13 protein-coding genes are annotated in these 19,703 nt (G+C 49.3%); 5 read left to right on the top strand and 8 right to left on the bottom strand.

Features of this window, described 5'->3' with window-relative positions; translation table 11 throughout:
* Positions 1–34: 34 nt before the first annotated feature.
* From B9Y58_RS02490 to B9Y58_RS02470, 5 genes are read right to left on the bottom strand one after another with little or no spacing between them, the layout of a single operon-like run.
* Positions 35–2,773, bottom strand: a complete 2,739-nt coding sequence (locus B9Y58_RS02490) for a TIGR02171 family lipoprotein (protein WP_073053948.1) — start codon at positions 2,771–2,773, stop codon at positions 35–37.
* A 3-nt stretch (positions 2,774–2,776) separates the two neighbouring features.
* Positions 2,777–5,509 (bottom strand): TIGR02171 family lipoprotein, encoded by a 2,733-nt coding sequence (locus tag B9Y58_RS02485; protein ID WP_073053947.1) that lies wholly within the window; start codon positions 5,507–5,509, stop codon positions 2,777–2,779.
* On the bottom strand, positions 5,502–8,252 hold the full coding sequence (locus tag B9Y58_RS02480; RefSeq protein ID WP_073053946.1) for a TIGR02171 family lipoprotein: 2,751 nt from the start codon (positions 8,250–8,252) through the stop codon (positions 5,502–5,504). The genes B9Y58_RS02485 and B9Y58_RS02480 overlap by 8 nt, the downstream gene beginning before the upstream one ends.
* A 35-nt stretch (positions 8,253–8,287) precedes the next feature.
* Entirely contained in the window at positions 8,288–9,052 is a 765-nt protein-coding gene (locus tag B9Y58_RS02475; protein WP_073053945.1) for a transglutaminase family protein, read from the bottom strand.
* A 57-nt stretch (positions 9,053–9,109) separates the two neighbouring features.
* Positions 9,110–11,074, bottom strand: coding sequence for an alginate O-acetyltransferase AlgX-related protein (locus B9Y58_RS02470; protein ID WP_073053944.1), 1,965 nt, complete (start codon positions 11,072–11,074; stop codon positions 9,110–9,112).
* 134 nt (positions 11,075–11,208) lie between these two features.
* Here B9Y58_RS02470 and B9Y58_RS02465 point away from each other — a divergent pair, with 134 nt between their 5' ends.
* From B9Y58_RS02465 to B9Y58_RS02445, 5 genes are read left to right on the top strand one after another with little or no spacing between them, the layout of a single operon-like run.
* On the top strand, positions 11,209–12,534 hold the full coding sequence (locus tag B9Y58_RS02465) for a chloride channel protein (protein ID WP_369827939.1): 1,326 nt from the start codon (positions 11,209–11,211) through the stop codon (positions 12,532–12,534).
* A 3-nt stretch (positions 12,535–12,537) separates the two neighbouring features.
* Positions 12,538–13,443 carry a radical SAM/SPASM domain-containing protein gene (locus tag B9Y58_RS02460; RefSeq protein WP_073053943.1) on the top strand — a complete coding sequence of 302 codons (906 nt, stop codon included), beginning with the start codon at positions 12,538–12,540 and terminating at the stop codon, positions 13,441–13,443.
* Positions 13,444–13,461: 18 nt separating this feature from the next.
* Positions 13,462–14,313, top strand: a complete 852-nt coding sequence (locus B9Y58_RS02455) for an arginase family protein (protein WP_073053942.1) — start codon at positions 13,462–13,464, stop codon at positions 14,311–14,313.
* A complete protein-coding gene (locus B9Y58_RS02450) occupies positions 14,300–15,184 on the top strand; it encodes a pseudouridine synthase (protein WP_073053940.1) in 885 nt (294 codons plus the stop codon). The genes B9Y58_RS02455 and B9Y58_RS02450 overlap by 14 nt, the downstream gene beginning before the upstream one ends.
* 55 nt (positions 15,185–15,239) lie before the next feature.
* Entirely contained in the window at positions 15,240–16,895 is a 1,656-nt protein-coding gene (locus B9Y58_RS02445) for a hypothetical protein (RefSeq protein WP_073053938.1), read from the top strand.
* On the opposite strand, the gene ftsE is transcribed toward B9Y58_RS02445, so the two are convergent.
* From ftsE to B9Y58_RS02430, 3 genes are read right to left on the bottom strand one after another with little or no spacing between them, the layout of a single operon-like run.
* Entirely contained in the window at positions 16,888–17,577 is a 690-nt protein-coding gene (gene ftsE, locus B9Y58_RS02440; protein WP_073053936.1) for a cell division ATP-binding protein FtsE, read from the bottom strand. The genes B9Y58_RS02445 and ftsE overlap by 8 nt on opposite strands.
* 12 nt (positions 17,578–17,589) lie before the next feature.
* The gene (locus B9Y58_RS02435) at positions 17,590–18,879 is read right to left on the bottom strand and encodes a peptidylprolyl isomerase (protein ID WP_073053934.1); all 1,290 of its coding nucleotides are present in this window, start codon (positions 18,877–18,879) and stop codon (positions 17,590–17,592) included.
* On the bottom strand, positions 18,879–19,703 hold the full coding sequence (locus B9Y58_RS02430) for a hypothetical protein (protein ID WP_073053932.1): 825 nt from the start codon (positions 19,701–19,703) through the stop codon (positions 18,879–18,881). The genes B9Y58_RS02435 and B9Y58_RS02430 overlap by 1 nt, the downstream gene beginning before the upstream one ends.

The following is a 19,703-nucleotide window of genomic DNA, read 5'->3' as shown; positions in this document are numbered from 1 at the left end:
CATATCAGAAAAGGAAGCAATAGGAGTAGAGCAATTACCATTTAAGTGTTCTCAAGAGTGATTCAATGCGACCCGTCATCTGCTGCGCACCTACATAACTCAAATGATCTCGGTTTTGTGCCATATCGTCCGTATAGTCATGATCACCCATTTTATTTTCGTCCATCAAGATAAAATAGGGATTTTCTTCGGCAAAGGTTTTCAGTTGGGCAATAATGCCCTTCGCTACACTTCTCTGCAAGCCATAAAGGCCATAGGCCCCCGTATTCTTGTACTGCGGAGCTTGCGGAAACAGTATTCCGATGACATAAACGTTTCTTTCCGAGGCAATCTTGACAATTTCCTTCAACTCGTCAAGGTGCTTGTTCAAATTGGCCATTTCCACTTCACCATAAACGGAATCAGCAAGGACTTCTATTCCATTAAAAGTCCAACCATTGCTAAGCGGTTGCAGCCCCCCTCGCGAAGAAAAGCTGACGACTTCCTCTTCTTCGGCCGGAAATCCATTTTCTACAGCTTCGATAAAACCCGCAGGCAGGCCATCTTTCCAGAAATCATGGTTGGCATCGTAAGCATATCCCACTCCCGAACTCAAAACCAAGGCAAGATGGTTTTCGCTACCACGCCAACCGTCTAAGTCGACAGAGACTGCAATCGCCTTCAAATTCCTCAAATGATTCAAGGCGTAGTTTTTGACGAAATAGAAGTCTCGCTTTGCATCGATTCCGGTAACGCCAAAATTGAACATACCCCATTCGGGATAAAGGTCGGGATACACCCCCATTTCCATACGGGAACTCCCCGCAAAGAACACCTTTATGGAATCAAGGCTCTTCCAGAAAAGTTCCAACTTGATACGGAAACGAGCCTGCTCTATTTCATGATTTTCTGACAAGTAAGCACCGGCGCTATCCAAATTCAAGAATTCGTCTTCGCCAGACGATGCATTTTCCCGTTGCCACAAACAGGGGTGCCAAAGTTCATCGCCTTCCGTCAATTCCGTAACAGAGCTATCACCCAAATTCACGGCAACAATCTTCTTATGAGCACCATCGGCATTTGCAAGCGTAGCAACCACCAGGTTATTTCCACCGCTCACCCATTCGCTATGGTCAAAGGAATACCCCGTCGGGGCAGCCACCGACTGGATCAAGTTTCCTTGGGCATCGGCGACCAAAAGGCGCTCATGAGTCCCATAATTTACGCCCACAAAATCGCGACCTGTCTTACCGCCAAAATCGAGGAACAAGGAGCGCATGCTGCCATCTTTCGACAAAGACGCATTGCAAGCCTGCTCTCCGTTGTACCACACCGTATCACGATTTGAAATTCGAGCGCGCAAGAGCCTTGCTCCAGTCACTGCCAAGGAGCCGTCTTCACTGATACCACCATGGAATGCGCCGTCAAACAGTTTTTCCGGCTTGCCGAACTTATTGTCCGAAAATTTGACTTGCCAAGTCGAAGCCGATTTAAAGGAAGCATCATCTTTGTTGTTTCCTGCATCGGTCACATAGACAATCACCGTATCGCCATTTGCAAGAACTCGCCAGCGAGGAATCGCGGCAGATTCTACATCGAGCTTGACAAGGTTAGCCCCCTTTCCGTTCAAGTCGCGAACATAAAGCGCCGACTGGCCTGCAACACCTTCAAAACCCGTAGAGAATGCGACCTTTTGACCATCCGGAGAAATATCGGGGTGGTAAACGTCAAGCGTATCGCTAATTTCGACAACCGAATTCATTCCGCTCGAAAAATCAACATAAGCAAGATTTCCGGAAACATCGTTGCGGAAAGCAAGTTTCGTGCGGTAAGTACCCGTCAAGGAACGAATCGTCGAAGAATTCACCAAGGAAACAATTCGGCTTACAACAGCTTTTCCGTCGGAATTCAACCAGGTTGCATTCGAAATAGGTCCATAAGCCAAGCGGAAGCCCACGTAGTTGGCCCTGGTAGCAGAGGTCACCGTATATACATCGCCACGGGAATAGGGGGTAACGGAATTTTTTGCATTGCGGAAGCTACCGCCCTTCACCACTCGCTGCCCGACGGCATTGGCATCGGGGGCGCCCACATAATTCAGCACAGTCGTATCACGGAAATAACCCAGCCAGTCATTCGCCCATTCCATCACGTTACCGGTCATGTCGCAAGGACTATTTTCGGACACCTTCATGGAGCATACTTCATGGGATTGATAATCCGAATTTTCGGCAAGCCACCCCTTTTTTAGATTCCAATCGAGTGAAGCCACATACACCCATTCTGCCTCGGTCGGCAAACGGTAACCCGCAACTTCGGGATGGTAGGCAAAACCTTCCAAGCTAGTGCAATGCATTTCGGCATCGAAGGTGGCTTTGACATAAGTATAAGCCGTATCAAGATGTTCGGCCTTGCTGCGAACATTGGCAAACAGAACCGCATCGTAATAAGTCAAGTCTGCCGCCGGCAAATTACTGTTTTCGCAAGCTAGCTTAAGTCCCGTAGAAGACGGCATCCATTCATTGAACTCGCCGCAAGTCACTTCATGTTTTCCAATGGAAAAATCGTAATCGAAATTTACCTGCATGAGCGGACGTTCATTCGCCCTCGCCGAGACCTCATTCGTGCCCAAGGAAATATTCTTGCCGGTCGCTTTAACGCGAATCATGCCCGAAAGCTTATCTTGGCTAAATTCCGTCGGATATTCAGAAGACGATACATAGTCCGAATTAGAGCAAGACAAGCTCCCAAAAACCGTCATCAAAAATACGATGCAAAAAAGAATTTGTTTCACAACCTACTCCAAACCTTCTAACAATAAATTTAACCGTTCCGTCAACTGCTGCGCCCCCAAATCACTCAAATGGTCCTTATTGTTCGCCATTGAATCGTCATAATCATGGTCACCCATTTTATTTTCATCCCAGAAAATAAAGTTCGGATAAACCGATTCCAGGTTTTGGATTCGTTTCAGCAGGGCCGGGGCCTCGCTTCTGCGAACGCCATAACGACCAAAAGCACCTGTTTTCTTGAAATTCGGGCTCTGGGGGAACACAATGCCAATCACCTTCACATTGTAATTTTCCGCCATCTTCAAAATATTCTGCAAATGTTCAAAAGACGCCTCGAAATGATCGGGCCAGTAATCCATCCAAGTACTGTCAAATTCCACGGCTGGTTTTTCTTCCCAATTTGCAGGATTGCCCGGCACATAGCCCAGCGTCGAGCGCAACAAGTTTTCGTTGTATTCCTGGCCCAGCGTATTCTGGGTCAATTCCGCCAAGCCTTCGGGGTAACCGTTCTTCCAAAAATCGTGATTTTCGTCGTAGACATATCCCGGATATTTTCTGTAATCCTTGTAAAAGAAATTGTATTCACTTTGTTCATCCTTGTGCCACAAGTCAATATCCAAAGAAACAACAAGGTACTTCAAATTTTTCACGTGCGGGAACACATAATTTTTCGCGATGAATTCCGTAGAGGCAACCATATTCGGCACATTCGTCACATTCAGCGTCTTGAACTGGTCGCGCATCTTTGCAGGAATAATTCCCGACTGGGGGCGCGAAGACCCCAGCACCACCACATTCGCCCAATCTCTGTAGGTCCACACCAGTTCAATCTTGTACCGCAATATAGTGGCACCCACATCAAAATCTTCGTCCAGATAAACACCGGCGCTATCCACATCCAGCGTCACATTTTTCAGCATGCTGTTTTGCAGCGACCAAAAGCTCGGATGCCAAAGTTCGTCGCCCTCGGCCAAATCCATCACTTCACCGTCGGCCACATTCACCAACACAATTTTCGTATGTGCGCCAGCGCTATTGGTTAACGTGGCTACCGCAAGATTATCTCCGCCAAGGGTCCATTCGCTATGGTCAAAAGTATAGCCCGTCGGAGCAGCCACCGAGCCCATCAGCTTTCCCAAGCTATCAGCGATCAATAGTCTCTGGTGGGTAGCATAATCTTCACCCACATAATCACGGCCGGTCTTGCCGCCAAAATCTAGGAACAAGGTGCGCTTGCTGCTATCCTTTGCCAAAGACACGTTGCAAGCCTGTTCTTCGTTGTACCACACCGTATCACGGTTTGAAATTCGAGCGCGCAAAAGCCTTGCCCCGGTCACCGCCAAGGAACCGTCTTCACTGATGCCGCCATGATACGCACCGTCAAACAGTTTTTCCGGTTTACCGAACTTGCCATTTGCAAATTTCACCAGCCACGTAGATGATTCCTCGAAAGACGATTCGTTCTTGTTGTTACCGGCACCGGTTACATAAACAATCGCCGTGTCCCCGTTTTCAAGAACACGCCAGCGAGGAATCGCGGCAGATTCGACATCGAGCTTGACGAGGTTTGACCCCATCCCATTCAAGTCGCGGACATAAAGATCCGATTTCCCCGAAATTCCTTCGAGTCCGGTGCAAAAAGCGACTTTCTTACCATCAGGAGAAATTTCCGGATGGTATGCATCAATCGTATCGGCGATTTCAACAACCGACAGAATACTGTTGGAATAATCGATAAAGGCTAGATTCCCTGTTAAATCGTTCCGGAAAACCAACTTCGAGCGGAACGTTCCTGTCCGAGAGCGGATACTAGAGGAATTCGCCAAGGGTACAATTCGACTTGTCATGGCATCGCCATTGGAATTCATCCATGTCGCATTGGGTATTGCACCAAAAGCCAGACGAAAGCCGACATAGTCGGCCCTCGTCGAAGAAGTCACCGTGTACACGTCTCCGCGTGCATAAAGCGCAATGGAATGCGCCTCGTTCCGGTAGCTACCACCCTTCACGACGCGCTGTCCGAGCGAACCGCCATCAGGAGCGCCCACGTAATTCGACACGGTCGTATCGCGGAATGCTCCAAGCCAGTCATTTACCCACTCCATGGCGTTACCCGCCATGTCGCAAACATTCACATCGGCAGAGGCAAAGTGACAAACTTCATGCAGCTTAAAGCCAGAATTATCCGCAGTCCAAGCAGAATCGGGTCTCCAATTCAAATTCGCCACATAAGTCCATTCCGCTTCCGTCGGCAAACGGTAGCCTTCTTTTTCAGGGTGGAATGCAAAGCCCTCCAAATTGGAGCAGTGCTTTTCGGCATCGAAAACTGCAGCCGTATAGGAGTAAGCCGTATCAAAGCCTTCGGCCTTGCTACGGGCATTGGCAAACAAGACCGCATCGTAGTAAGTCAAATTCGTGGCCGGCAAATCTCCACTTTCACAATCCAGCGAAGTGCCCGCCGGCTTCATTAAGTCGTTAAATTCGCGGCACGTCACCTCATGCTTGGCAATCGAAAAATCGTAATTCAGCAAGACATTCATTTGCGGGCGTTCATTCGCCTTCGCTGCCACCTCGTTTGTTCCGAGATGCAAATTTTTCTGTTCCAGCCGAACAGAAAGCATACCGTCTAAAGAATCTGCAACAAGAATAGGATCCGAATCATGCTGCGAATACACGCTTTCGGAATTGGAGCAGGCGAACAGGCAAACGCCCAACAGCAACAAAAAAATCCTATTCATCTTTTTCCTTTAAGGTCTTAATAAACTCATAGAGGCGAGTTGAAAGCTTTTGTGCGCCCTTCTTGCAAAGGTGGTCGGAGTCATTCGCCTTTTCATCGTCATAATCGTGGTCCCCCATTTTGTTCTGGTCAAACACCTTAAAATGAGGATATTCTTTTTCAAGGTCCTTCAAGTCCTGGATAATCTTTTTCGCGAGACTTCTACGAACTCCATAACGGCCAAATGCGCCCGTCTTTTTGTACTTGGGATTCTGCGGGAAGATTACACCGACCACAAAGACTTTGTTCTCTTCTGCCTTTTTCAAGATATCCTTAAGTGTGGCTATCGAATTTTCAAGGACCTCCGGATTCTTGTCGTAATACATTGAATCCATTTCAATATCTGGCTCTCCCCAAGCTTTACAATCCGAAGCGAGGTAACGTCCGCGATCATCCAGATGATAGGCCTCGCCTTCGACGCCAATGTAGTTTTCGGTATATTCCAACAGACCCGTCGGATAGCCATCTTGCCAATAATTATGATTTTTGTCGTAGACAAAACCGGCATACTGTTCGTAACCTTTCTCGAAGAAATTATCGCTACTTTCCTTGTACCACAAGTCGATATCCAACGACAGGACAATGTATTTCATCCGACGAACATGGGGATAAATGTAATTGTTCAAGTAATCCCTGGTCATGTAGATGGAATTAGGCGTTTGCGCTAGATTAATGACAAAATACTTGGCCCCAAAATACTTCGGGGACACCGCAAGCAGCGGACGAGAAGAACCTACCACGACCACATTGGCCGTATCACGGAAACGCCACAGGAGTTCCATCTTGTAGCGCATCAAGACGCCTTCAAGTTTATCGCCCATGTGCATATAGACGCCAGCGCTATCTTCGTCAAGTTCCGAAGTAGACTTGTCAAATGGATCCGGAATCCACATCGTCGGCTGCCAAAGGTCTTCACCTTCTACCAGTTCTGTAATGCTGCTGTCCTGCACATTCACAAGAGCAATCTTATTGTGCATGCCGTTCGCATCGGAGAGCGACACAACGGCAAAATCCGAACGTCCACGAACCCATTCGCTATGGTCAAAAGAATAACCCGCCGGAGCCTTGACAGAATGAATCAACTTGCCCGTGCTATCCATAACCAGCAATCGTTCATGGACGCCATAGGATTCACCCACGAACTTCTTTCCAGTCTCACTGGCAAAATCAAGGAACAAGGTTTTCTTGGACCCATCCGTAGCAAGGGATGCGTTACAGGCCTGTTCTCCATTGTACCACACGGAATCGCGGCCATCAGGCAAAGTTTTAGAGGAATCGGCCATTTTCGCACGGAGCAAGCGAGCACCGCTCACAGCCAATTTATTGTCGCTACTAATGCCATCATGGTATGCTCCGTCAAACAATTTTTGGGGAGTTCCAAAGCGACCTTTTTCAAACTTCACCTGCCAAGTCGAAGCGGACTTGAATGTTTCGCTATTCTTGTTGCTGCCGGCATCAGTCACATAAACAATGACCGTATCACCATTATCCAGGACTCGCCAACGAGGAATCGCAGCACTCTTGACATTCAATACAGCAATATATTTTTCGTTCAATGTCAGCACTCTTACGTACAGCTTAGAATTACCCGACACTCCTTCTAACCCAGTGCAATAGGCAATGTACCTGCCGTTAGGAGAAATTTCAGGGTGATAAGATTCATAAATATCCGGAAATTCCGCCGTATAAATGGTACCATCAGAATAGTTCAGATAAGCCATGGTTTCACTAACATTATTTCTGAATGCAAGCAGAACCTTGTAGGTACCCAGTTTCGATTTCAGCGTACGTTGGTTCACCAACGAAATAACGCGTGTTGTATTCACCAAGCCATTGTAGTCCATCCATACAGCATCCGGAATATTACCGAAAGCCAAACGGAATCCGACATAATCGGCGCGGCTAGCAGATGTAATGGTATAGACATCGGTACGGTTATACAGACGCATGGCAGATGGTTGCTGGCGATAACTGCCGCCCTTCACAATTCGTCTGCCCAAGTTACCTCCATCCGGAGAACCCGCAAAATTGAATACCGTCGTGTCCCTAAAGAATCCGAGCCAGTCATTCACCCATTCCATGGCGTTGCCCGCCAAGTCGCAAAAATCACTGTTTTCGTTGCGGGTACATACTTCATGTAACTTCATACCCGAATTTTCGGAATTCCACCCCGATTTAGGATTCCAGTGGCGGCCAGCCACCAAGACCCATTCCGCTTCCGTAGGCAAACGGAAACCCTTGACGTCCGGATGAAAATTGAAACCTTCCAAGAACGTGCAATGGCCATCGGAGTCCATCTGCTTGCTTGTATAAGTGTACACCGTATCGAATTTGCCGTCCTTGCTCTTTTCGTTAACAAACAAGACTGCATCGTAATAAGTCAGGTCCGTAGCCGGGATATTTTTGTTTTCGCACGGAAGTTCGAGTCCCTGGGGTTTCATCAACTTATTGAATTCACCACAAGTGACCTCGTGTTTCCCCATAGAAAACGAGTAGTCGATTTTGATCCTCATTTGAGGCGTTTCTTCTGTCTTGGCCAGAGGGTCGTTTGTTCCAAGCAAGGCATTTGCATTTTGTGCCGTCACATGCACCATGCCTTCTAATTCGTCGTCAGAAAAATCAACAATAATGGCGCTCGAAGACCCACTCTCTTGCGAACACGCTAAAAGAACTAAAGATACAAAGAAAAATGCTAGTATCCGCATTTTCTAAAAATAGTATTTTTAAGAGGAAAACCTGCCTACAGGTGGTCTGGCAAGCGGCTTTTAGCGATTTCCTGATTCGCTTTTATCCCCGGATATTCCGAAAAGAATTCCTCAGCCATGCGGTACCATGTCAAAGCACGACGCAAATCGTTATCCAAATAAGAATTACCCATGTTAAAGGCGGCTAGGCCCACAAATTGTGTGGAGGTCAAAGGCTTAAATTCAAGGCCGGTCCAGGGGCCCTTTTTATACTTTTCACGGTACTCTTCATCCGTATAGGAATACCCCTTTCGATTGGGTTCCAAATTCACGCCAGTCGCAGATTCTGTCCCATAGCGCAAGAACACATGTCCCGGCAGCATAATGACCGAAAGCGGCAAGTTCCGCGCCTCGGCAACCATCATCGCAAGCCACGAAAGACCCATGCAACCGGATTTTCGAAATTCAAGAACGCGCAGGGGCAATATGGAATTTTGCACCACAGCAGGTTCCCCTGCTCCGGCAAATTCCAAATTCCAGTGTTCCCAAAGCAAGGCCTTCAGGCTCTGCAAGGTATCGCCAGTCGCCATCAACGCACTGTCATAAAAAGTGAGTCCTTCGTTCCATGCGGGTACCGCATTCAAGCAGCCCGGCAGTTTATCTTCAAAGGAACAGGCCGCATCTCTAAAGCTCATATTCTCGGTTTGTCCGCTCCAAAGCACTAGCGCAAGCGATGCCGCAAAAACGACAATCAGCACAGGCCAGAAGAACCTAGACGAGAGACGAGAGATGAGAGACGAGAGAGAAAAAAGACTTTTCATTTTATAATTTATCCTCTCTCGTCTTTCGTCTGTAGGCACGTAGTGCCGTTCTTTCGTCTATAAGCCATCCCATTCCATGGGCGATTGCCAGAAGTCACGAGCCGTCATCATGTAAATCACGAGGCGCTTGCTCTGCATATCCTTCTTCATTTTCATCATACGGTGATACACGCCCGGGCCGCCGCCCCAGCTAGTAAGCACCTGCACGTCGAGCCCCGTTGCATAAGCCAACAGAGAGCCCGGGCCGCCGCTCTTTTGATCGACGGATTCAAACACGCCCGTAAAGGAATCGCCCATCAAAAGAATCGGCGAATTCTTGCCACCCTTGTACGCTTCGGTTCCCTTGAAAACCTTCATGACCGGCAAGGTATCTGCTGGATACTTCGACTTTTCGGCATCGGGCAAATGAGCCACCAGGTCACCTTCGCGAAGCGTCTGGGTTTCCTGTAAGTTAAGCGAACCCGGCTGAGCGCCCGATTCAGCGTACCAGGAATACTGCGTCACGCGGGAAGCCAAGAGTTCCATGGCAGCAAGCATACCCGGAAGCGCCCAGTGCGTATCGTAACGCTGGTAGCTGTAATGTGGCGGTTCATCGCCAGACTTCGCCGCCATCAGGGCCGGGTAAAGATCCAACACGTCAAGGCCTGCGGCAAGCATTTCGCGGGTAAATTCGCGACCAGCGGGGTTCACGCAAAGGTCGGCAGCGGTTCCTTCGACCAGGCGTTCGCCATAAATTTCTTCTTTCACGGGCACCGGCACCACCAAAAGTTGCACATTCAAGGAATCAAGATACTTCTTGAGTTCCAGCAAGCGCGGAAGCGGATTATGCAAGGAATCCTGCTTAGTTATTTTATCTGCTAGCAAGTAGTTAGCGTTGCGTCTGAACCAAAGCATATCGCCATCAGCCCAGGCATTCTGTTCCTTCGGCAGTTTCTTGAGTTTTTCCGCAAGTGCATCGCGGAATTTTTTTGTCGCGGCATTCTCGGGGCAGGAGCCTTCAAGCGAAGCAAGCGTTTCGAGTCTGAACGCGGAATTCGTATCGAGCGTGCGGTTCACCGGCACCACCTCGCCCGCTTCGGCCAAGGAATCTGCCGTACGCTTGGCACGCAAAGCTTCGTCACTCAAGCAGAAAGCAGGCACTTCAAAAGCAATCCACATCGGCGTACCCATCGGGTTTCCGCGCATCACGGCAAAAGGCCTATTGGCATCGCCTTCCCACGGAGCACCAGCCGTATGGGGTTCCAAGTCCGTATTCAAAGTCGGATACCAGTAAGAAGACAAAGTACGAGCCCAGTTCATGGCATCGTCAATGTTCATTTCTCCGGTCAAGTAGTAATTCAAGATTTCAGCCGTTTCACCTCTAGAGGTCAACTTCAGCTTGCCATAAAAAGCAGAACGTCCCGTCCAATGAGCAGGCATCACCTCGACCCACCATTCTACGGAACCATCGCTCAGGGGAACTCCCCACATACGAGAAACAGTCTGGAATGCACGAAACACATCGGGTTCATCCCACTTGACAGCTTCGACGGCATTCAACACACCGCCCAAGGAATCGTTACCGGTCTGGGCATAAAGAATCTTTGTAAGCGGCTCCCATGCCAAAGGCTGCCTACCCTCAATTGCGGCCGGTTCATAATCCTGAATCGAATCCAGCATCGGGAACGGATATTCTGTCAGCTTTGCCGAAGCCATTTTGCCCGTATAATTTTCGGGTTTTTCTTCTTTGCCCGCTAAGCGAATCGGGTTATTAAAGTACGCCGCAAAATCAAGCGCCGCAAGAGTCGGCTTATTAACCACACGCACCTGCTTATCGGCGCTAATGAACTTCATTTCGAACACAGTCACCGGCGTCAAAGGCTGAGGCGGAAGAGCCTGCGGACGGCTTTCGGCAGCAACATTGGCCTGAGCCGTTTCAGGTTCCTGCTTGCTCGAAGCGCAAGAAGATAAAGTCCAGGCCAAAGCAGCCAAAACAGAGACTGCAACTGAAATCTTTTTATAGCGGGAATCAAGAAATTTCATAATTCAAATATACTAAATCTGCTTTTCAAGCTAAATTTCTAAATTTACCGCGCAATCAAGGATTATCCATGAATTTTAGAGATTTTGGTAAATACAACCAGTTCAAGGAACAATTCGCCGGCATGTCTCCCGAAATGAAGGAGCAGATGATGCGTATGGCGAAGGAACAAATGAAGGCTAGATTCAGTACATTTGTCCAAAAGTGGCTATCGCTCCCTATTTTGACGGTTACCGCTATTGTCATAGGCGCTATCGTTGGCGCCCTTACAGCTTTCTTTGGGCAAGTGCTCTTGGCAGTCAGTGCGGTACGTGACGCCAATCCGCCTTACTGGATTCCGGGGCTTGCCTTGATTGGGATTGTGATTGTATTGGGTTTCCAGAAATTCGGCAAGGGCACCGAGCGCGGCATGGACATGGTCTTCGGAGTCGCACACGGGAAAGAAAGCGAAATTCCCCTGCGTATGATCCCGATGGTTGCCGTAAGCACTTGGCTCACCCACCTGTTCGGCGGTAGCGCTGGCCGCGAAGGAGTCGCGATGCAGATTGGTGCGACGCTCGGGCACAACATCAGCAAGAAAATCCATGTCGAAAAAGCGGGTAAGGTCCTGCTGGTTGCAGGAATGGCGGCCGGCTTCGCGGGACTTTTCCAGACACCCCTTGCTGCGATTGCACTCGCCCTTGAAGTATTATTAGTCGGTTACCTGGAACTCTCCGCACTGTTGCCTGCTGCGGTCGCCGCTTTCACGGCCTACAAGGTTTCCGAGATGCTCGGACTCGAAAAATTCTCCGTTGACTTGCACACGCTTTTCCCTGATTATAATGTTGCGAATTTACTCTGGAACGAAAACGGATTCGACATCCATTTTGTGTTGAAACTTGCACTGCTCGGCGTACTGTTCGGAATCGTTGGAGGCGGGTTTGCCAAGTTGCTTTCACTCGCGAAAAAATTTGCGGAGAACAAGTTGCCGAACCCGGTCAAGCGCATCGCCTTCGTCGGGATTGGAATCAGCTTCTTACTGTTGGTATTCTGGCAGGGCCGCTATGCAGGACTCGGAACGAACCTGATTGACATCTGCTTTGCGGGCTCGCAGGCCGCAGATGTAAATGCTGCGGGAGCCGCAGGAATTTTCGCCTGCGATTGGATTCTGAAATTTGCACTCACGATTGCAACAATCGCCGTCGGATTCAAGGGCGGCGAAGTCACACCGCTATTCGCCATTGGCGCAACCTTCGGAGCATGGGTCGCCACGATGGTCGGCGTTCCCCTGCCGCTTGCCGCGGCCCTCGGATACGCGGCAGTCTTTGGCGGAGCGACCAATACGCTGTTTGCCCCCATCTTTATCGGTGCAGAAATTTTCGGTTTCGACACCTTGCCCGCATTTTTCATCGTATGCGTAGTCGCCTTCGCCTGCAACGGCGGCCAAAGCATCTACGCACAGAAAAAACTAAGACTTAAATAAAGCATGAATGCGGTCTATATCGAAATCACGGATGTCTGCAACTTGAATTGCAGCTTTTGCCCCTGCGGCAAGGCGAATTCATCGGCAGTATCCCTTTCGGCAAAAAGACCCCGCGAATTCATGAACACGGAGCTTTTCAAACGTTGCATCACAGAGGCGGCGACCGTTGCCGAAAACGTCTACTTTCATGTGCTGGGCGAACCGACGTTGCATCCTGGTTTCGGACAGTTTCTCAAAAGGCTGGAGCAGACGCCGCTCAAGTTGAACTTGACCACCAACGGCACCACCATAGCACGAGTTTCGGAAAGCATCTTGAAATGCCCCGCCGTACGCCAGGTGAACTTTTCGACGCACGCCTATGCGGAATTACCGCAGGACGACGCGATGCGACACCTTCAAGACGTTCTTGATTTTTGCAAAATGGCGAATGCGGTACGCCCCGACCTGTACATCAATTTGAGGCTCTGGAATGTAGGCGATGCAACCAGCAATTCTTGGAACGAGACGATGCTTGCCAAGGTGAACGAGGCTTTCGGCACCAATGTTGAACTAGGTCAATTCTGCAGTCGCCATAAGAGTTTCAATGTCACCGGACGCATCTACCTGCACCAGGACAGCCGCTTTGAATGGCCTATATTAGACGAGAGACGAAAGACGAGAGACGAGAGAAACGCAACAGGAACATGCCGTGCACTCGACACTCATGTTGCAATTCTCCATGACGGACGCGTTGTAGCCTGCTGCTTAGATTATAGCGGACAAATCACGCTCGGCAACATTGCCGACCAGAGCCTTGCCGAAATTCTGGAGACACCCCTCGCCCGCAACCTACGCGAAGGTTTCGAGAAGCACGAATTGCGCCATCCGTTTTGTCAGAATTGCACTTTCTGCAAGCGCTTCGGCAAATAAGTTTATATTTGAGTCAAGATGCCGATAGTCACCATTCAAGATTTCACTGGCGTTTACACCGAGCAGCCCTTTATGCAAGGACTGCGGGAAACGGTTGCATCTAACGGCGACATTCATTGGCTGGACTGCACAAAGATTGAAGGTACAGACTGCTACTGCGATGACGAAGCGCAAGATGCCCTCAACAAGATGATGGACGAAGGCAATGCAACCGCTACAAATACTTCTGCAACAAGCACTCCCGGCATCCACTTCTTCGATAACGGCAATTACCATTACATGAGTAAGCTCTGGACGGACCGCGTTCAAGAACCGTTCGACCTTATCGTATTCGATCACCATCCCGACATGCAACCACCCCGTTTCGAAGGAATCCTCAGCTGCGGCGGCTGGATCAAGGAAGTTCTTGACAACAATAAATTCGTGCAGAACGTCATCGTTATCGGAGTCGCCGACCATCTCGTCGAAGAAATCCGCGAAGACCTTTTGCAGGCAAACGCCGCCGAAATTCTGAACCGCGTCACCTTCATCCGCGAAAGCGAACTGAAGAAACATCCAGAAAATCTCTCGTCTCTCGTCTGTAGCGAGCTTGCGAGCGTTCTCTCGTCTAACATCTACCTTTCTATCGACAAGGACGCCCTTTCTACAGCAGAAGCCGCGACCAACTGGGATCAGGGTTCACTCACCTTTGGGCAACTCGCCAAGACACTCAAAGTTCTCGCCGAAAACAGAAAAATTTTGGGTATTGACATTTGCGGAGAACGCGCCCGCGACATGGGATTCGAGGACACCGCCGCGGCAGATGCGCTTAACAATGCGCTGAACGAAAAACTTTTCCACACGCTTGAAGGGCTCCATGGCATTCAATAACCGCAAACCACAAAAGCAAGGCGCCCACGGCGTCGCCCGCGTGATTTCCAAACGCGGCTATTGTAGCCGCAGCCAAGCCGAAAAGCTGGTACGCGAAGGCCACGTAATTCTCCGAGGCAAGCCTGTGCGCGACCCCGAAACGCCCGCCTACGAAAACGACGAAATTCTCGTCGACGGCACTCCCGTCACCGCAAGTGAATTCGTCTACTTCGCCATGAACAAGCCCCGCGGAATCGTCACCACCGCAAGCGACGAAAAAGGCCGCAAGACCGTGATGGATTTATTCCGCGAAGAGTACGCCAAAATGTTCCCCGGCAAGCCTATGCCGCACATTGCACCCGTAGGCCGCCTCGACGCCGCCAGCGAAGGCCTGCTGCTTTTTACGAACGACACCAAGTGGGCAGACGCTTTATTAAAGACGAAAGACGATAGACGAAAGACGATAGAGTCTCGCAGTCCAAACGTCATCCTGAGCCCTTCGACAAGCTCAGGGCAGGCTCCGCAGCAAAAGAAACTGAAGGATCCAGGCACGAATCAACACCTCAAAATCTACCGCGTGCAAGTCGCGGGCAAGCCCTCCGACGCCGAACTTTCTCAAATGGAAACAGGCTTCAACGTCCCGCCCCGCGTCTTCGGAGAAAAAGAAGAATTCATGCACGCCGACCGCGTCACGCTCGTAAGCGAAGGCGAAAAAAACTGTTGGCTCGAATTCACCCTTTCCGAAGGCAAGAACCGCGAAATCCGCCGCATGCTCGCCCACTTAGGCTACGAAGTCATGCGCCTCATGCGCATCCAATTCGACAATTTCACACTAGATGACATAAAACCCGGCGAAATTCACAAAATCGTCCCCAAAATAGCCTCACATTAGACCGCGGCGCTTTATCAAGAAATTTTTATCTATATTCGTTCATAGGAGGATTTCTATGAATCTGAACAAACTTGTATACACCACATTCATTGCCACTACATTAACCACCTTCTTTGCCTGCAGCGATAACGATTCAAGCTCGGCAGCCATTACCACACCCGGCAATTCTTCTGAAATAGACATTGCCGACTCCTCCAGCATCGGCACAGAATCAGGCAACGCAGCCAACAACAGTTCCTCCAACAATTCGACTGTGGCAAATGACTCCACAACAGCAAAAGATTCTACCGCAGCAAAGGATTCCTCCGTTTCCAAAGACAAATCCTCGTCTAGTTCCGACAACAACAGCACAATTTCATCCAGTTCGGATAACAATAGCACATCATCTTCAAGTTTCAGTAACAACGAAACATCTTCCTCTAGTTTCATCAACAACGAAGGCGCCTGCATTGTCAAACTGGATTCCCTCTACGGCTACCCTGTTATTTGCGACAGCATTCGCTTCGGCAATCTTTACAGCAAAGATGGTGAAATCTACCCCATCGCCGTTGACGGTCAAATTTGCACCTTAAACGACCACATGGACGCTGACAGTATCGTGGAGGTCACCTGCGACGGCATCACCTATACGCTATACAAAAAGTATAACAACAGAGCAGGAGGGGTAATGAGCGCATATTCCGAACCGACACTCGTCTCCTGCGACAACAATGACTTATGGTGTCATAACCCCATCGTAGATGGTACAACGGCACCCGTCGGCTCAATGACTTATCAAGAAAACGAAGGCATATATTTCAGCAGTCCGGGTACTCACGATTTGTCCGATTGGGATGGCATCTGCATTACCTATACAGCCGATACAAACGTGAATATCTTTCTAGACCTTGGCGAAACCAAGAATCAGGAATTCAACAACAACCTACCCTATATTTCACTCCGGCCTAGGCCCATAATTCCCTCAGAAATCTGCTACACTTGGTCTGAATTTAAGCCTGCTCGCTGGACTAGTCCTGCCATATCTGGTAAAGAAGCGGCTAAAACGATTGCCCATATCAAAATCCAGAATCAACCCACAGCGAACTTCAATCTTATTCGTCTAAAAAAATATCTGCTAAAAGAAAACTATTCTTACAACAAAATCAATTGTGGCGACAATTACAGATGGTGCGCCGAATATGGCGAAGATGGAATCATAAGCGGTTGCGGTAAAGAACAATTCGGAACATGGGATGCCCAGACCGATGCGACTTCTTCCATAACTTGGCCAGGAAAAATAGGAAATGAATTCAATCCAAACTCCCTATTAGGTATTATCGAATACTACCAAGCTCTCACAGGAAAGTTTACCTTAGGCAACGGCGAAAACGCATACGTCAAAATCGGTTTCAAACTGGATTACGAAACCAACCAAAATTTCGATATTACCTCCTGGGGCGGTTTCTGTTTTGTCTATAAATCCACCCACGACTTTGAAATAGAATTGGTTCCCTTCAACGCAGACGATAGCCAAAACATTCCGAAGGTTTCAATTCCCAAATCATTGGAACCAACAGTCGTCAATTTGTCATGGGATTCGTTTAATCCGTCGGACGCAAGCGCCGTAAACCGCATAAACACCGTGTTCCGTGAAGCCGCAGGAACAACAGGGTATTTCGCCTTCTACACCTTAGGCGAACCGGGATCCTGCACCATAAAAGAATTTAAATAAGGTCTCTGTTCAAGAGTTCACCGTGGTCAAGCACCAGGCGACGGAACGGGCTATTCAAGTAAAAGTCCGGGTTATGCGTCGCCATCACGACGGTTGTACCGCGGGCATTGATTTCCTTGAAGATTTTGAAAACTTCTTCGGCGTTTTTCGGGTCAAGGTTACCGGTCGGTTCGTCCGCCAACAGCAAGTACGGGTTATGCACCATGGCGCGCGCAATCGCCACGCGCTGCTGTTCACCGCCCGAAAGCGTATAAGGCATGGCAAAGCGTTTTTGGCTAATGCCCACAAGGGCTAAAGCATCGAACACCGCCGCATTAATCTTGCTGCTCGGAGTTCCCACAATACGCAAGGCCAGCGCCACATTTTCAAACACGTTGCGGTCTGGCAACAGCTTAAAGTCCTGGAAGATAATCCCCATCTTGCGGCGAAGCGACTGAATCTTGCTATCGGGCGTGTTCTTGCTGTCGTACAGGCAGTCGCCCGTAAACTTCACCATCACCTGTCCGCCACGTTCTTCGTCCGGGCGTTCGTCCATGTAAATCAGCTTCAAAAGCGTCGACTTACCGGCACCCGAATGCCCTGTCAGAAAAACGAATTCACCTTTATGAATGCGCAACGTCACATTGGAAAGAGCCTTCCAATTATCCTCGTAGGTTTTAGTGACGTGGTTAAAGTGAATCATAAAGGACCGTTATTATTCCGTCATGCGGATTTCGATGTGGACTTCATCGCGCCACTTCTTTACCAGCGCTTCAAGCTTCTGGTTTTCAAGATGCGTTGCAGCCATCTGTTCAATTTTACCGTAGTCTTCTTCCAGAGTCAAGTCGCGAGTCTGGCGAGAATCATCCAGGCGGAACAAATGGTAAGCACCATCAATCAAAACCGGTTCCGAAATTTCACCCACTTCCAAATTGGCCACAGGTTCCACGTAGGCAGGTTCCATTTCGTTGCGTTGGAACCAACCGAGGCGACCACCGGCAAAATTGCTGGACTTGTCTTCGCTGAACTTCTTGGCGGCAGCAGCGAACGCTTCAGTCGTCTTGATTGCTTTTCTCAAAGAATCGGCACGGGCAAGAACCGCGGCAGAATCCTTCGCCGTCGGAATCGTACGGAGCAAAATCTGCGCAGAACGCACGCCGTCTTCTTTACGGCCAAGTACGCGGGCAATATGCCAGCCCAGCTTAGTCTTCACTGGGTTTGCAGAATACTGGCCATTCTTCAAAACATCTAGAGCACGTTCAAAAGCCGGATCCAACTGGCCGCGTTTGAAGTAGCCGAGGTCACCGCCCTTGGCTGCAGAAGTATCCTGCGAATGAGCCTTGGCCAAAAGTTCAAAACTCATACCCAAGTTCAACGTATCAATCAAGGCATCCGCAATATGCTTCACCGAATCTACAATCATGGAATCCGGCACAATCGGCAGCTGGATGTGGCTCAACAACACACAGTTGAACTGCTGCGGAATAGAATCCTTGTAGTTTGCAAAAAAAGCATCCACTTCTTTCTTGGTCGGCGAGACAGAGCCAACATGGCGTTGACGCACGCGAGCCATTTCAATGTGGTTGCGGATCTGCTTCGACAACTGGTCGCGGTACTGCGCCATGCTAATACCAAGCTGAGCACGAATGGCCTTTTCAAGAGTCGCCAAGTCCGTATTCTGGCTTGCGGCGAGCTGCGACAAATGGGCGTTCACGCGCTGGTCGACTTCGGCATCGGTAATCACGATAGAGTCGCGGTCAATGCGACTCAGCAAGACCTTTTCGTCAATCAACTGGTCCAGCACATACTTGCGCAGGTCCGTTTCCGCCATGGCGTTTCCTTCGGGAGTTTCCTGATAGCGGTACACCGCATTCAAGTACTCCGAACGCATAATCGGCTTTCCGTCGACAACTGCAGCAATTCCTTCCATCAATGCCGGTTCAGCCTCGGCAAACGAGATACCGAGAATGCTCAAAGCAAAAACCAAACGACCAGGAAACTTCATTACTTTTCCTTTTCACTAAAAACATTCATCTGCGAGAAAATCGGACGGGCCTTCTTCCATTCCTTCTTCAGGCGAGAAAGGACCGTCTTCTGATGTTCAACCCAAGCGCGAGCAGCAACATCTTCGGCCACTTCGGCATAAGGCAGCACATCTGCAGAATCAAGTCTAGACAAAACAACCACAGCCTTGAGCTGGCCACCGCAAAGTTTCACTTGAGAAAGCTTGCCAAATTCCACGTCAGTAAAAGACGGGAGAATGCAGCTATCGGGGCTTACCGCAACGGTATCAAAGTTTTCGATGCGCTTCACCATCCAGCTGTTGGCGGCATAAGTTTCATAGGTAAGCTTTCTGTGGCCCTTGTAATACATTTCAGCCATCTGCCAATCCTTAAAGTAAAGGATTGAGCCGGTCAGCAAGTTACGACCGCGGACAAAGAATTCCGGATGGGCGTGGTAGTAATCCAGTTTTTCGGTATCGCCGAGCATCATGGTGTCGGCAAAGGTCTGCAGGTAGTAATCGACCGTCAACTTGCGTTCGGTGCGCTTGATTTGTTCCTGCAAAGCGGGATCCTTCCAAAAACCCTTAGCAAGCGCTTCCTGGTAAATGGTTTCTTCATCGATCCAGTGTTCCAAGAAGGTCAACTTTTCACGATCCGACAAATAGTCCCATTCGGGAACGAGGCGGTATACAGCAGACTGACGGAGCTTGGATTCCCCCACCGATACCACCACCGGATCATCTTCGGAAAACGGACTATTACAACCTGCTATAACCGAAAGAAAAGCAAGGCTGACTACACTCAAAAAACGGGTTAAATATTTCAT

Origin of the sequence: Fibrobacter sp. UWB15 (assembly GCF_900177705.1) — a bacterium.
Classification (GTDB): Bacteria; Fibrobacterota; Fibrobacteria; order Fibrobacterales; family Fibrobacteraceae; genus Fibrobacter.
The sequence above is the reverse complement of the archived record's forward strand: the minus strand, read 5'-3'. Positions and strand labels throughout refer to the sequence as shown.